General features: G+C 69.6%; 11 protein-coding genes. 6 read left to right on the plus strand and 5 right to left on the minus strand.

What is annotated here, in order from left to right; all coding sequences use genetic code 11:
* Window positions 1-201, plus strand: a 201-nt coding sequence (locus tag JWP28_RS17215; protein WP_299544836.1) for a CocE/NonD family hydrolase C-terminal non-catalytic domain-containing protein, incomplete at its 5' end; no start/stop codon positions are given.
* A 10-nt stretch (window positions 202-211) separates the two neighbouring features.
* On the opposite strand, the gene JWP28_RS17220 is transcribed toward JWP28_RS17215, so the two are convergent.
* The 3 genes from JWP28_RS17220 to JWP28_RS17230 are packed head-to-tail and all read right to left on the minus strand — an operon-like array spanning window position 212 to window position 6003.
* The gene (locus tag JWP28_RS17220) at window positions 212-1660 is read right to left on the minus strand and encodes an efflux transporter outer membrane subunit (protein WP_299544838.1); all 1449 of its coding nucleotides are present in this window, start codon (window positions 1658-1660) and stop codon (window positions 212-214) included.
* Window positions 1657-4824, minus strand: coding sequence for an efflux RND transporter permease subunit (locus JWP28_RS17225; protein WP_299544840.1), 3168 nt, complete (start codon window positions 4822-4824; stop codon window positions 1657-1659). Before JWP28_RS17225 ends, JWP28_RS17220 begins: the two co-directional genes overlap by 4 nt.
* 6 nt (window positions 4825-4830) lie before the next feature.
* Window positions 4831-6003, minus strand: a complete 1173-nt coding sequence (locus tag JWP28_RS17230) for an efflux RND transporter periplasmic adaptor subunit (protein WP_299544841.1) — start codon at window positions 6001-6003, stop codon at window positions 4831-4833.
* Between the two features lie 270 nt (window positions 6004-6273).
* Here JWP28_RS17230 and JWP28_RS17235 point away from each other — a divergent pair, with 270 nt between their 5' ends.
* The 3 genes from JWP28_RS17235 to JWP28_RS17245 all read left to right on the plus strand — a co-directional run bounded on the left by JWP28_RS17235 (window position 6274) and on the right by JWP28_RS17245 (window position 11377).
* The gene (locus JWP28_RS17235) at window positions 6274-7479 is read left to right on the plus strand and encodes an acyl-CoA dehydrogenase family protein (protein ID WP_299544843.1); all 1206 of its coding nucleotides are present in this window, start codon (window positions 6274-6276) and stop codon (window positions 7477-7479) included.
* A 538-nt stretch (window positions 7480-8017) separates the two neighbouring features.
* Complete coding sequence (gene purL / locus JWP28_RS17240) at window positions 8018-10219, plus strand: phosphoribosylformylglycinamidine synthase subunit PurL (RefSeq protein WP_299544845.1); 2202 nt, start codon at window positions 8018-8020, stop codon at window positions 10217-10219.
* Window positions 10220-10237: 18 nt separating this feature from the next.
* Window positions 10238-11377: a DSD1 family PLP-dependent enzyme gene (locus JWP28_RS17245; protein ID WP_299544847.1), complete on the plus strand. Its 1140-nt coding sequence runs from the start codon at window positions 10238-10240 to the stop codon at window positions 11375-11377.
* A 20-nt stretch (window positions 11378-11397) separates the two neighbouring features.
* Here the strand turns inward: JWP28_RS17245 and JWP28_RS17250 are convergent, their stop codons facing one another.
* Complete coding sequence (locus JWP28_RS17250) at window positions 11398-11889, minus strand: hypothetical protein (protein ID WP_299544848.1); 492 nt, start codon at window positions 11887-11889, stop codon at window positions 11398-11400.
* A gap of 213 nt (window positions 11890-12102) precedes the next feature.
* Here JWP28_RS17250 and JWP28_RS17255 point away from each other — a divergent pair, with 213 nt between their 5' ends.
* Entirely contained in the window at window positions 12103-13149 is a 1047-nt protein-coding gene (locus tag JWP28_RS17255) for an NADP-dependent oxidoreductase (protein ID WP_299544850.1), read from the plus strand.
* Window positions 13150-13162: 13 nt separating this feature from the next.
* Here JWP28_RS17255 and JWP28_RS17260 read toward each other — a convergent pair whose 3' ends face one another.
* Entirely contained in the window at window positions 13163-13642 is a 480-nt protein-coding gene (locus JWP28_RS17260; RefSeq protein WP_299544852.1) for a CinA family protein, read from the minus strand.
* Window positions 13643-13731: 89 nt separating this feature from the next.
* On the opposite strand from JWP28_RS17260, the gene JWP28_RS17265 reads away from it, so the two are divergent.
* The coding region (locus tag JWP28_RS17265) for a serine hydrolase domain-containing protein (protein ID WP_299544854.1) at window positions 13732-14918 on the plus strand (1187 nt) is incomplete at its 3' end.

Here is a 14918-nt window from a genome sequence, read left to right on the forward strand (position 1 = left end):
AACCACGTCTTCCTGCCGGGCCACCGGATCATGGTGCAGGTCCAGTCGAGCTGGTTCCCCCTCTATGACCGCAACCCGCAGACCTTCGTGCCCAACATCTTCTTCGCGAAGCCCGCGGACTATGTGAAGGCCACCCAGCGCGTCTTCCACGCCGGCGCGGAGGCGACGAACATCGAACTGCCGGTGGTGGCGGCCCGCTGACCCCGGGCCGCTAGCGCCGAGCGGTCTTCGCCGGCGGCGTTGAGTCGATCAGCTGGTCGCCGCCCAGGGTGCGGTAAAGGGTCACCAGGTTATCGGCCTTCAAGAATCGCGTGGCGGCCAGCGTCTGTTGCGCGTTGTAGAGCGTGCGCTGGGCGATGAGGCTGTTGAGGTAGGGATCGACGCCCTCCTTGTAGCGCGCGTCGGCCAGCGCATAGTTGTCGCGCGCCGCGGTCTCCAGCGAGGTCTGAGCGTCCAGTTGTTCGTCGATGGTCCCGCGCCGGGCCAGTCCATCGGCGACCTCCCGGAAGGCGGTCTGGATCGCCTGCTGGTACTGGGCGAGCGCCAGCTCGCGCTGCCCCTTGGCCAGCGCCAGGTTGGCGATATTGGCGCCGCCGGCGAAAATGGTCTGCGCGCCCGAGCCCGAGACCGTCCAGTTGAAGTTCTGGCCGTTGAACAGCGCGCCCAGCGCCGGGCTCGCCGCGCCCGCCAGCGCCGTCAGGCTGATGGTCGGGAAGAAGTTGGCGCGCGCGGCGCCGATCTGGGCGTTGGCCGCCCGCAGCCGGTACTCCGCTTCGACCACATCGGGCCGGCGCAGCAGGATGCGGCTGTCCAGGCCCGCGGGGACCTCGCCCAACAGCCCGTCGACGCTCTCGATCGAGGGCGGCAGGTCGGCGTCGGCCACCGGCGCGCCGACCAGCAGTTCGAGCGCGTTGCGGTCCTGTGCGACGACGGTGGTCAGGCTCGCCCGGTCCGACCTGGCCTGGTCGAGCAGGGTCTCGGCCTGCCGCAGGTCGGTCCTGGGGGCGACGCCGCCGGTCAGCCGCGCGCGGGTCAACTCGACGCTCTTCACGTCGCTGGCCTCCGTCCCAACGGCGATGGCCAGCAAACTGCGGTCGGTGGCCAGCGTCAGGTAGGCGGCCCCCACCTCGGCCACGAGTGTCAGGCGGGCGGCGTGGACCCCAGCTTCGCTCGCGAAGTACTGCTGCTGTGCGGCATGGCTCAGCGACCGCAGGCGACCGAACAGGTCGATCTCGAAGGCGCTGAAACCGATGTTGGCGTCGTAGCTGCGGGTGGTGTTCCCCGACCCGGAGGTGGTCCCGTTCGACTGGTTCGCGGCGGCTCTGCCGTGCGTCTCCGAGGCGCCCGCGGTCGCCTCGATCCTCGGCAACAGCTGCGCGCGCTGAATCCGGTACTGGGACCGCGCGATGGTCACATTGGCCATCGCGATCTGCAGGTCCTGGTTATTGGCGATCGCGCGCTCGATGATCGCCTGCAGGTGCGGATCCTTGAACACGTCGCGATAGCTGACCGAGGGCAGCGGCGCCGCGGTGGCGGGCGGATAGGCCGCGCCCACCGGCCAGGTCTGCGGCACGGCCGGCGTCGGGCGCGCGTAGTGCGGCTCCAGCGTGCAGCCGGTCAGCGCGGCGGCGCTGAGCGCCAGGGCGAGCGCGCGCCTCATGCCGGCCTCTCCTGGGCCTCGCCCGGCTCTGAGGGCGCGTGACGGTTCTTGAAGATGCCGCGCACCATGACGAAGAACATCGGCACGAAGAAGATGGCGATGGCGGTGGCGGTCAGCATGCCGCCGATCACCGCCGTGCCGATGGCGATCCGGCTTTGCGCGCCCGCTCCGCTGGAGATCGCCAGCGGCAGCACGCCGAAGATGAAGGCCAGGCTGGTCATGAGGATGGGACGAAGCCGCAGGCGGGCGGCTTCCAGCGCCGCCTCGTAGGGATTCTTGCCCTGCCGCTCGGCGCCTTCCGCGAACTCGACGATCAGGATCGCGTTCTTGGCCGACAGCCCCATGGTGGTCAGCAGTCCGACCTGGAAATAGACGTCGTTGGAGAGCCCCCGAAACGCCACCGCCAGCGCCGCGCCCAGGAGGCCCAGCGGAATGACCAGCAGCACCGAGAACGGCACCGACCAGCTCTCGTAGAGCGCCGCCAGGCACAGGAAGACCACCAGCAGCGAGATCGCGTAAAGCATCGGCGCCTGGCCGCCCGACAGCCGCTCCTGGTAGGACAGCCCGCTCCAGGCCACCGACGTGCCCGGCAGCTTGGCCGCGATGGCCTGGATGCGGCTCATCGCCTCGCCGGAACTGCTGCCTGGGGCTGCGTCGCCCTGGATTTCATAGTTGGACACGCCGTTGAAGCGGTTGAGCGTGGTCGGCGCCAGCGCCCAACTGCTCAGCGAGAAGGCCGAGAACGGCGCCATCCCGCCGCTCGAGGAGCGTACGAACCAATTCGCGAGGTCCTCCGGCCGGCTGCGGTACTGCGCATCGCCCTGCACGTAGACGCGCTTCACCCGTCCGCGGTCCACGAAGTCGTCGACGTAGTTGCCGCCCCAGGCCGCGGTCAGCGTCTGGTCGACCTGCGCCGGGGAAATACCCAGGGCGCCGACCTTTTCCTCGTCTATGGCGACGTTGAGGGTCGGATTGTCGTCCAGCGAGTTCTGCCGCACCCCGGTCAGCACCGGGTCGTTGCGCGCTTCCGTCAGGAGCTGCTGCATCTCCGCCTTGAATTGCGGGCGGCTTAGACCCCCGCTGTTGAGCAGCTCCATGGTGAAGCCGCTCGATTGGCCGAGGCCGCGCACCGGCGGAGGGTTCAGCGCGAAGAACTGCACGTCGCGAAGCTGCCTGCCCATCGCCTGGTTCGCGCGCTGCGTAATGGCCGCGGAGGTGTTCTCCTTGCCCTTGCGCTCCGCCCAGGGCTTGAAGGACAGGAAGCCGCGGCCCGCATTCTGGCCGGCGCCGGCCTGCCCCTGCCCCACCACCGCATAGATGGCGGCGATGTTGGCCTTCTCCTTGCTCAGGAAGTAAGCCTCGATCTGCTTCACGGCCGCCAGCGTCCGGGCCTGCGTGGCTCCGGGCGGCAGGGTGTACTGGAGCTGGGCGATCCCCTGGTCTTCCGAGGGCAGGAAGCTCGTGGGGAGATGCAGGAAGACCAGCACCAGCACCGCGACCATCCCCGCATAGACGAGCATGGCGACCCGCATCTTGCTGATCACCCAGGCCACGCCGCGCCGATAGCGGTCGGCGTTGCGGTTGAACCCGGCGTTGAACCACACGCCGAACCGGCCGAGCGCCCGGTCGAGTGGATTGCTGTCATGGTGCTCCTCCCCGGGCCGCTTGAGCAGGGTGGCGGCCAGCGCCGGCGACAGCACCAGGGCGACCACGACCGACAGGACCATCGAGGAGACGATGGTGATCGAGAACTGGCGATAGATCACCCCCACCGACCCGCCGAAGAAGGCCATCGGCAAGAACACCGCCGAGAGGACCAGGGCGATGGCGATCAGGGCGGTCTGCACCTGTTCCATCGATTTGATGGTGGCGTCGCGCGGCGAGATTCCGGGGTCCTCGGCCATCACCCGCTCGACGTTCTCCACCACGACGATGGCGTCATCGACCAGCAGCCCGATAGACAGCACCAGCCCGAACAGGGTCAGCACATTGATGCTGAAGTGGGCCGCGGCCAGGATGCCGAAGGTGCCCAGCAGGACCACCGGCACGGCGATCGCCGGGATCAGGGTCGCTCTCCAGCTCTGCAGGAAGACGAACATCACGACGACCACCAGGAGGATGGCCTCGAGGAGTGTGATCACCACCTCCTGCACCGAAAGCTTGATGAAGGCGGTGCTGTCGTTCGGGAACGCGTATTTGTACCCTGACGGGAAGGACTTGGCCTGGTTCACGATCTCGGCGCGGACCAGGTCGGCCGTTTTCAGGGCGTCGGCGCCGGGCGCGAGGGACACGGCGATGCCGGCGCCGGGGTGTCCGTTCAGGCGGCTCAGGGTGGTGTAGTTCTCGCTGCCCAGCTCCACCCGGGCCACGTCCTGCAGCAGGACCTTCGATCCGTCCGTCTGGGTCTTGACGATGATCTTCCTGAACTGATCGGGGGTGGTGAAGCGCGAGTGGGCGGTCACCGTGGCGTTCAGCATCTGGCCGGCCGGCGACGGCAGGCCGCCGATCTGGCCGGCCGCGACCTGGGTGTTCTGCGCCTGTATCGCGCTGATCACGTCCCCGGGGACGAGCTTGACGCCCGCCAGCTTGTACGGATCGAGCCAGATGCGCATGGCGTACTGCGCGCCGAAGACGTTGATGTCGCCGACGCCGGGAATCCGGCCGATCCGCTCCTGCAGGTTCGACACCAGGTAGTCGGAGACGTCGGCGCTGGTCGCCCGGTCGGTCTCGTCGTAGATCGAGGTGATCAGCAGGAAGTCGGGATTGGACTTGGTGACCACCAAGCCCTGCTGCTGCACCTCCTGCGGCAACCGCGGCAGCGCCTGCTGGACCTTGTTCTGCACCTGGACCTGGGCGATGTCCGGGTTGGTGCCCTTCACGAAGGTGACGGTGACGGTCACCTGCCCCGCCGAGTTGGAGTTCGACGAGAAGTAGATCAGCCCGTCGATGCCGATGAGCTGCTGCTCGATGATCTGGGTGACGCTGGCCTCCAGCACCTCGGCCGAGGCGCCCGGATAGCTCGCGCGGATGTTCACCGAAGGCGGCGCGATGTCGGGATACTGCTCCACCGGCAGGGTGAAGATCGACCCCAGGCCCGCCAGCATGATCACGAGCGCGATCACCCAGGCGAAAACCGGCCGGTCGATGAAAATTCGCGAGATCATGCGGGCCTAGCGCCCGCGCTGCGGGTTGCCGCCCGGGGCGGGGCGCTGGCGTGGCGGCGAGCCGGCGGGGACCGGGCGCACCGGCTGGTTCGGCTTCACCTTGTCCAGGCCCTCGGTGATCACCTTGTCGCCGGGGGAAAGGCCGCTGGTCACCAGCCACTTGTCGCCCACCGTGCGGTCGGCCGTCACGCTGCGCAGCACCGCCTCGTCGCCCGGACCTACGAGGAAGACGGTGGCGACGCCGCGCGGATCGCGGGAGACCGCCTGCTGCGGGGCCAAGATCGCGTTTTGCGCGGTCGCCTGCGAGAGATGGGCGCGCACGTACATGCCGGGCAGCAACAGGCCCGCCGGATTGGGGAAGGTGGCCCGCATCGTCACCGTCCCGGTGTTCTGGTCGACCACGGCCTCGGCGAATTCGAGGCGGCCGGGCTGCGGATATTCGCTGCCGTCCTCCAGCGTCAGCCGCACCGCCGCCGACGAGGGCGCCACTCCGCCGGAGGAGAGCGCCCTGCGCAAGGCCACCTGGTCGGCGCTGGACTGCTGGACATCGACGAAGATGGGGTCGAGCCGCTGGATCGTGGTCAGCGGTTCGGTCTGGCCGGTGGTCGCCAGGGCGCCTGTGGTCAGCATGGAGCGGCCGATGCGGCCGGTGATCGGGGCCGGCACGCGCGTGAAGCGCAGGTTGATCTTCGCGGTTTCCAGCGAAGCCTTGTTCTGGGCCACCGCGGCGGTTGCCTGTTTCGCGGCCGCGAGCGCGTCGGTGTAGTCCTGCTTGCTGACCGCTTCGATGTCGGCCAGCGGCTTGTAGCGGGCCGCCTTCGCCATCGCGGCCTCTTGCGTAGCCACGGCGTTCTCCAGGTTGGCCTGAGCCTGGTCCACGGCCGCCCGATAGAGGCTGGGATCGATTTCGTAGAGGGTCTGGCCCTGGCGGACGATGCCGCCCTCGACGAAATTGCGCGCCTTGATCACCCCCGAAACCTGCGGACGCACCTCGGAGGCCTCGAAGGCCGTGGTGCGCCCGGCCAGTTCGATGACCAGCGGCACCGTCTGAGCGCTCATCACCACATAGCCGGCCTCCGGCGTCGGCGGCGGCTTCTTGGCCGGCTTCGCGCCGCAGGCCGACAAGGCCACCAGGAACATAAGGACAGGCAGATGGGAGAGCTTTGGCGAGACGCGCAACCGCGAACCTAGGTTTGAGGGGACAACCCGCGGTGGGTCTTAGGGACAACCCACAGCGGTCGCCAGCCGTATCGTTCAGGCAGGGCGGCGTGTCGAGCCAGTTGCACCGAAAAGGCTGCTGCAGAATGTCGGGATTGTTGCCTGAGGGCCGGGTCATGCAGCGGCGCCGAAATAAAGCGCCCCAAGTGAGGCGCCCTCACGTGGCGGAATGCTTGTCGCCACGGCGGCGGGCGCTAGGGTGACCGCCAACGAACAGGAAGGGAGCGCGTCATGGCGGATTTCGGAGGCGACCTCGAGCTCGAGGACTTCCGCGGCGCGGCGCGGGCCTGGCTGGAGGCGAACTTCCCGCCCTCGCTGCAGGGCAAGGGCGGAGCCTCGCTCACCGAAACCCTCGCCGAGGACGCGGACCTGGCGGCCTGGAAGCAACGCATCGGCCAAAAGGGCTGGGCGACCCCCACCTGGCCCGCGGAATACGGCGGCGGCGGCCTCTCGGCGCAACAGGCCCGCGTGCTGCAGCAGGAGATGACCCGCGCCGGGGCGTTCAATCCCCTGCTGTTCGGCATGGGCGTCACCATGATCGGGCCCACGATCCTCGACTACGGGACCGAGGACCAGAAGCGCCGGCATATCCCGCCCATCGTCCGCGGCGAGGTGCGCTGGTGCGTGGGCTACTCTGAGCCCAACGCCGGCTCGGACCTCGCGTCCCTGCAGACCAAGGCGGTGGACGCCGGCGACCACTGGGTGATCAGCGGGCAAAAGACGTGGACCAGCGGCGCCCAGTTCTCCGACTGGTGCGGAGCCCTGGTGCGCACCGACCCGACCGCCAAGAAGCATGACGGCATCTCCTTCATGCTGATCGACATGCATCAGCCCGGGATCGAGACCCGGCCGATCGCGCTGATCGCCGGCGCCTCGCCGTTCTGCGAGACCTTCTTCACCGACGCCGTCGCGCCGAAGGACGCACTGCTAGGCCAATTGAACGTTGGCTGGACGGTGGGCAAGCGGCTGCTGCAGCACGAGCGCGCCAGCCAGACCGGGGCCATCGGGGGCGGCCGCACCGTTCCCCTGCCCGAGATCGCCCGGCGCTACTGCGAGGTCGACGCCGACGGCCGGCTGGAGGACCAGGACCTCAGGACCCGGCTCATCCGCCACCAGATGGACGCCCGGACCCATGGCCTGACGCTGGCCCGCGTCGCGGCCGAGGCCAAGGAGGCCAACGGCGCCACCAACGCCGCCTCGGTGCTGAAGAACTCCGCCACCCACGTCGCCCAGACCCGCGCCGAGCTCATGCTGGAGATTATGGGCGCCCAGGGGCTGGGCTGGCAGGGCGAGGCCTTCGGCCGCGAGGAGATCGAAGCGGTGAGGTCCTGGCTCGGGGGCAAGGCGATGTCGATCTACGGCGGCTCCTTGGAGATCCAGAACAACATCATCTCCAAACGCATCCTGGGGCTGCCCGACAACACCCAGTCGAGCTAAAGCATATCCCTCCTAATCCCGCAGACGCGGCAGCTGCGCCCGCATCGCCTTGGCCGGCGGGATGTCCTCGCGCTTGATGCTCCAAAACGCAAAGAAGGCAGCCCTTTCGGACTGCCTCTGCCGCTTCCTCCTGACCGCGCAGGACCGAAATCCTGGGAAGCGTCGCGGGGCCCCACGCCCCGGTGATCGAGTGATCGACCACCGTTGGGTAACTTGATCGCCCACCGAACGGCGCAGTGCAAGCCTCTGCGCCTCTGAGGCGAACAGATCGCGGCCGGCTGTGGCGTCGGCACAACGCCTCGAAATGGCCCCATTCGGGGCCAGCGGCGGCCACATCCTGGGTGTTTATGGTGACTGTCGGCTGATCGGCATCCGGTCCGGATCCTGAACAGCCCCCCCAGCCCCCCTGATTGGGCGCAGGTCGGCCGACACTCTTTCCCCCTCATTCTGGTCGAACCGCGCGCACAGCGCGTCGTTGTGCCGCTGACAGGCGCCGCGGCCTATCGCGCTCGCTTCCGAGTCCCGCTAGAAGCCCGCCATGAGTGTCGCGCCCTCCAAGACCATGGCCGAAACGGCCGCCGAGTACGGGCTCAAGCCCGACGAATACGCCCTCATCGTCAGGCGGCTGAACCGCGAACCAAATCCCGTCGAGCTGGGCGTCTTCTCGGTGATGTGGTCCGAGCACTGCTCCTACAAGTCGAGCCGCCGCCACCTGAGCAAGTTCCCCACCAAGGGCCCCCGCGTGATCCAGGGGCCGGGCGAGAACGCCGGGGTGGTGGACATCGGCGACGGCCAGGCCTGCATCTTCAAGATGGAGAGCCATAACCACCCCTCCTATATCGAGCCCTACCAGGGCGCGGCCACCGGCGTCGGCGGCATCATGCGCGACGTCTTCACCATGGGCGCGCGGCCGATCGCGCTGCTGAACGCGCTCAGGTTCGGGGATCCCGGCCATCCGAAGACCAAGCGCCTAGTCTCGGGCGTGGTCTCCGGCATCGGCGGCTACGGCAACTGCGTGGGCGTGCCCACGGTCGCCGGCGAGACCAACTTCCACCGCGGCTACGACGGCAACATCCTGGTCAACGCCATGTGCGTGGGCCTGGCCGACGCCGACAAGATCTTCTATTCCGCCGCCCCCTCGCCCGGCCTGCCGGTGGTCTACTACGGCTCCAAGACCGGCCGCGACGGCATCCACGGCGCGACCATGGCCTCCGCCGAATTCGACGACGCCTCCGACGAGAAGCGCCCCACCGTCCAGGTCGGCGACCCCTTCGCCGAGAAGCTGCTGATCGAGGCCACCCTGGAGCTGATGGCCTCCGGCGCCGTCGCCGCCATCCAGGACATGGGCGCGGCCGGCCTCACCTCCTCCTCCGTCGAAATGGCCGGCAAGGGCGGCGTCGGCGTTGAGCTCGACCTCGACCGCGTGCCCCAGCGCGAGGAAGGCATGAGCGCCTACGAGATGATGCTCTCGGAAAGCCAGGAGCGGATGCTGGCGATCCTCAAGCCTGGTCGGGAAGCAGATGGGGAGCGCATCTTCGCCAAGTGGGGCCTCGACGCCGCCACCATCGGCAGGACCACTGACACCGGCCGCATCGTGCTCAAGCACAAGGGCGAGGTCGTCTGCGACCTGCCGCTCGGCCCGCTCTCCGACGACGCCCCGCTCTACGACCGCCCCTGGGTCGCGCCCACGCCGCAGCCGCGCCTCGCCGCCGCGGACGTACCGGCGCCTGCGGACTACGCCGAGGCGGTCCTCAAGCTGATGAGCGCCCCGGACATGGCCTCGAAGCGCTGGCTCTGGGAGCAGTACGACCGCCACGTCATGGCCGACACCCTGGAGGACAGCTCCACCGGCGCCGACGCCGGCATCGTGCGCGTGCACGGGTCCAAGAAGGCGCTGGCCATGACCTCCGACGTCACGCCCCGCTACGTGCAGAACGACCCCTATGAGGGCGGCAAGCAAGCGGTCGCCGAGGCCTGGCGCAACCTCACCGCCGTGGGCGCCGAGCCCATCGCCATCACCGACAACCTCAACTTCGGCAACCCCGAGCGGCCGGAGATCATGGGCCAGATCGTCCGCTGCATCGAGGGCATGGCGGAGGCCTGCCGGGCGCTGGACTTCCCGGTCGTGAGCGGCAACGTCAGCCTCTATAACGAGACCAACGGCGTGGCCATTCCGCCGACTCCCACGGTCGGCGCCGTGGGCCTGATCGCCGACTACGCGCGGCGGGCGGATTTCTCGTCGATGAAGGCGGGCGACGCCCTGGTGCTGGTCGGCGAGACGCGGGGCGAGCTCGGCGCCTCGATGTACCTGCGCGAGATCGTGGGCCGCGAGGACGGCGCCCCGCCGCCCGTAGACCTGGCTGTTGAGCGCCGCAACGGCGACTTCGTGCGCAACCTCATCCAATCCGGACAAGCCTCTGTCGTGCATGACCTTTCCGACGGCGGCTTGATCGCCGCCCTGGCCGAGATGGCGCTCGCCGCCGGCGTCGGCGCCCAGCTGTTGGTCGACGACGAGCTGCCGCCGCACGCCTGGCTGTTCGGCGAGGACCAGGCCCGCTACCTGGTCGCCACCGCTGTTTCCGACGCCCTGCTGGCCGCCGCCGAGGCCGCCGGCGTGCCGGCCCGGATCGTCGGCGAAGCCGGCGGAGAGGTCCTCGCCCGCCCCGGTCTCTTCAGCCTCGACCTTACCCGCCTGCGCACTGCCCACGAGGGCTGGCTGCCGGGCTACATGGGAGTTTGACGCAATGCGGTTGGCCTCATGAACCCCGAGCGCCCTCATCTCGCCGCGACCCGCGCCCTCATCGGCCAGCCGGGTTCCCGCGACCGCATCCCCACGCCCGCCGCCGTCCTCGACCTCGACGCCTTCGACCGGAACGTCGCCAGGATGGCCGCGCGCGCCAAGGCCGCGGGCCTCGCGCTTCGTCCCCACGCCAAGTCGCACAAGTGTTCCGCCGTCGCCCATCGCCAGATCAAGGCCGGCGCGGTCGGCATCTGCTGCGCCAAGCTCGCCGAGGCCGAGGCCATGGCCGCCGCCGGCGTGGCTGCGATCCTGGTCACCTCGCCCATCGCCGGAGCCACCCAGGCCGAGCGCGCCGCCCGCCTGGCGCAGGACGTCGCCGACTTCCGCATCGTCATCGACCACCCCGACGGCGCCGCCGAGCTCGGCGCGGCCGCCCAGGGGCCCATCCAGGTGCTGATCGACGTCGACCCCGGCATGGGCCGCACCGGCGTCCACGACGCCGCCCAGGCCGTCGAGGTCGCCCGCGCCATAGCCGCGCAATCCAACCTGAAGCTGCTCGGCGTGCAGTGCTACGGCGGCCACTGGCAGCACATGGAAGGCGCCAACGCCCGCGCCGCCGCGGTCGCCGACGGCATGGCCTACCTCTCCAGCGTCATCGCCGCCCTGCGCCAGGCCGGCGCGGACATCCGGGTGGTCACCGGCGGCGGCACCGGCACTTTCGAGGCCGACGCCGCGCAAGGCGTGCTGACCGAGGTCCAGCCCGGCTCCTTCGCCTTCATGGACCGCGAATACCGCGACGCCCTGAAAGCCGATCCCGACGGCGCCTTCGAACAGGCGCTCGCTATCGCGGCGACCGTGATCAGCGCCAACCATCCGAAGTGGGTGACTGTCGACGCGGGCCTGAAGGCCTTCGCCACCGACGGCCCGGCCCCCGTCGCCCTGACGCCGAAGTTCGAGGGCAGCACCTACCGATTCTTCGGCGACGAGCACGGCCTCCTGATGCGTCCCGAAGGCCAGGCCACGGAGCGCGGCGAGCGCATCGACTTCGTCCCGCCCCACATCGACCCGACCCTCGACCGCTACGACGTCATGCACTTCGTCCGCGGCGACGTGCTGGTTGAGATCGCCCCCATCGAGGCCCGGGGAGCGTCACAGTAGGCCGGGCCTGCGTCCGCGCCTCAGTCCGCCACCGCACCCGCGGCCGCCCGCGCCGGGGGGCCAGTCAGCTCGATGTGCAGATGCGGCCCCTGGGCGCCGTGCGCGCCCTCGGCCACCACCCGGGAGAAGCCGCCGGCGCCCCTGAGCTTGGCCGCCGCGGTTTCCGGCGACATGCTGTCGACGACGGCGTCGTAGGCGCCGGGCGAGCCCGGGCCGCCGATCGAATGATGCGAAATGCGTCCCGGCGCCACGGTCCCGGCGCCCTGTCGGCGCAGCCCATCCTCCTCCGCCTGCGAACGATAGCCGCTGGTCTGCCGCCACCGCCCCGGACCGAAGACCTGGTCCATCGTCGAACGGAAGTCGTCGCCCGCCCCTCGGGCCGCGCGCCTTGGATGAGCCGCCCTGAATTCGTCGCCCGCGGAGACCACCTGGATCGTCCCTGCAGCCGCCGCCGTCGCCAGGCACAGCGCCATCGCGCCGCCTGCAAAGATCGATCTAGCCGCGAATTTCATCCCGCTGGATCCGTCGCGCAGCCGCGACGCCCCCAAACTTCGGACGGCTGGCCCGCCCTGCCTGTGCGGCCAGGATAAGGAAACAGGCTTTCCAGGACGTTCACCGCAACCGCGGGTCGATGGCCCCCTGAGCGGCGTGGCTCGTCGATTGCCAAGGCGGGCCGCCGACGCCTAGATATTCGGAACACGACCGCAGCGCCCGCGAGGCCTCGAGTGACGACGCTGAACCGCTACTGGACGCCCTCCGCCCAGCCGCTCCCCGCCTGGCCTGAGCCCGACACCTTCGAGCTGCGCGAAGCGCCGATCCCGACGCCCGGCCCCGGCCAGGCCCTCACCCGAACCATCTACGTCTCCCTCGACCCCTACCAGTGGGGCTACAAGAAGCGCGGCGTCGAGCCGCCCGGCGCGCCCTGCCACGCCCGCACGGTGGCGCAGGTGGTCGAGAGCCGGATGGAGGGCTTCGCGCCCGGCGACCTGGTGTTCAACACCAACGGCTGGGCCGAGTACGGCCTGATGGGCGAAGGCGTAGCCCGGCCCTCCTACATGATCCCGCGCAAGCTCGATCCCCGGCAGGGGCGCGTCTCCCAGGCCGTGGGCGTGCTGGGCATGCTCGGCCTCACCGCCTATGCCGGGATGATCCTGCAGGCCGACCCGCAGCCCGGCGAGACGGCGGTGGTTTCGGCCGCCTCAGGGGGCGTGGGACAGATTGCGGGTCAGCTCGCCCGCCTGCGCGGCGCCCGCGTGGTGGGCATCGCCGGGCGCGAGGAGAAATGCCGGTTCGTCGTGGACGAGCTGGGCTTCGACGCCTGCGTCTCGCATCTCAGCCCGACGTTCCCGCAGGACCTCAAGGCCGCCGCCCCGGCCGGCGTGGACGTCTATTTCGAGAACGTCGGCGGCGCCGTCTTCGACGCCGTCCTGCCGCTGTTCAACAAAGGCGCGCGCATGACCATCTGCGGCCTCATCGCCCACTACGGCGACGCCGAGGGAACCGACGCCCGCGCCGACCTCATGGCCCGCGGCGAGCCGGTCTTCCGCGACCGCAACGTCACCGTCCGCGACCTCTTCGTCGGCGATTACGTCGCGGGCCACCACGACGCCTTCCTGGCCGACATGTCGCTCTGGGTGGCCTCCGGCAAGGTCCGCTACCTGGAGGACATCCGCCAAGGCCTCGAAACCATCCCCGCCGCCTTCGCCGAGATGCTGCGCGGCGGCAATTTCGGGAAGATGCTGGTGCGGGTGGCCGAGGATCCGACGCTGTAGGGGGCCGGCGGAACTACGCCGTCGCCCGCTTGAGCAGGTCCAGAGCCGCCGCGGCGAAGGCGGTCATATTGGCCGCGCGGTCGCTCTCGCCGGTCTCGATCGTCACCGCCATCTCGACGGGTCCGGACACTGCGATGCAGCTGTGGCCCGCGGCGTCGCCGTAGCCGTTGCCGGTGGGACCTGCCGCCCCGGTCTCGGAAATCCCCCAGGTCGCCCCGAACCGCTCCCGCGCCGTGCGCGCCAGCAAGAGCGCATAGGGCTCGCTCGCCGAGCGCATGCCGGCCACCGCCTCGCGCGGCAGGTCCATCAGCACCATGCGCGCCTTGCCGGTGTAGACCACCGCCCCGCCCAGATAGTACTTCGACGCCCCGGCCACCCCGAGCAGGGCTGCCGAGATCAGGCCGCCGGAGGAACTCTCCGCCACCGCTACCGTCTCGCCGCGAGCCTTCAGCCGCTCGCCAAGCTCGGCCGCCAACGCATCGAGGTCCTGCACCGAATTCTCCTTTTTCTTGGCGGGCCGCCCCATCGGCGCCCATGATGGCGGCCAATTAGAACAAGCGCCAATTTTCCGGAGGAGATTTCATGGACGCCCAATCGCAGTGGACCGGCCTCGACGCCCAGCGCCTGGAGCGCATCGGCGACCACCTGGAGCGCAGCTACCTTTCCAACGGCAAGATCACCGGCTGCCAGGTCGGCGTCGCCCGCCACGGCCACCTCGCCTACTTCAAGTCCTTCGGCCAGATGGACCGCGAGCGCGGCAAGCCCACCGCCGACGACACCATCTATCGCATCTATTCCATGACCAAGCCGATCACCTCGGTCGCCCTGATGACCCTCTACGAGCAGGGCTATTTCCAGCTCAACGACCCGGTCAGCCGCTACGTCCCCTCCTGGAAGAACCACCGCGTCTGGGTCTCCGGCGACGGGGCCGCCATGAAGACCGAGGCGCCGCACCGGCCCATCTCGTTCCGCGACGTGCTCTCCCACACCGCCGGCTTCACCTATGGCGGCGGCCTCCCGGGCGTCGGCATCCAGCACCCGATCGACAAGATCTACCGCGACCTCAAGGTCCGCTCGGTGGGCGGCGCCGACACCATGCAGGCGTTCCTCGACAAGCTCAGCCAGGTGCCGCTGCGCTACCAGCCGGGTGCGGCCTGGATGTATTCGCTGGCCACCGACGTCTGCGGCGCCCTGGTCGAGGTGATCTCCGGCGTGCCCCTCGCCCAGTTCCTGCAGGACAATATCTTCGGCCCGCTCGGCATGAAGGACACCGCCTTCTTCGTGGCCCCCGACAAGGTCGACCGCTTCGCCGCCAACTATCAGCGCGAGCCGGACAAGAGCCTGAAGCTGATCGACGACCCGGCGACGAGCGACTTCACCCGCGACCCCGGCTTCAAGTCCGGCGGCGGCGGCCTCACCGGGACCAGCGCCGACTACCTGCGCTTCTGCGAGATGCTGCGCCGGGGCGGTGAGCTGGACGGGGCGCGGATCCTCGGGCCCCGGACCATTGAGGTCATGCACATGAACCACCTGCCGGGCGGCAAGGACCTGACCCAGCTCGCCATCGGCGGCTTTTCGGAGACCGCCAACGAGGGGGTCGGCTTCGGCCTGGGTTTCGCCTCCACCATGGGCCAGGTGCAGACCGGCACGCTGGGCGCCGGCGACTACTACTGGGGCGGGGCCGCCTCGACCATCTTCTGGGTGGATCCGAAGGAGGACCTCTCGGTGGTGTTCATGACCCAGCTGATGCCGTCCGGCACCTTCAACTT

Source organism: Phenylobacterium sp. (assembly GCF_028290885.1).
GTDB lineage: Bacteria > Pseudomonadota > Alphaproteobacteria > Caulobacterales > Caulobacteraceae > Phenylobacterium.

Bases quoted from the DNA above. Each gene is read 5' to 3' on its own strand.
- JWP28_RS17220 (WP_299544838.1), bottom strand. From the start codon at position 1,660: ATGAGGCGCGCGCTCGCCCTGGCGCTCAGCGCCGCCGCGCTGACCGGC.
- JWP28_RS17225 (WP_299544840.1), bottom strand. From the start codon at position 4,824: ATGATCTCGCGAATTTTCATCGACCGGCCGGTTTTCGCCTGGGTGATC.
- JWP28_RS17235 (WP_299544843.1), top strand. From the start codon at position 6,274: ATGGCGGATTTCGGAGGCGACCTCGAGCTCGAGGACTTCCGCGGCGCG.
- purL (WP_299544845.1), top strand. From the start codon at position 8,018: ATGAGTGTCGCGCCCTCCAAGACCATGGCCGAAACGGCCGCCGAGTAC.
- JWP28_RS17245 (WP_299544847.1), top strand. From the start codon at position 10,238: ATGAACCCCGAGCGCCCTCATCTCGCCGCGACCCGCGCCCTCATCGGC.
- JWP28_RS17250 (WP_299544848.1), bottom strand. From the start codon at position 11,889: ATGAAATTCGCGGCTAGATCGATCTTTGCAGGCGGCGCGATGGCGCTG.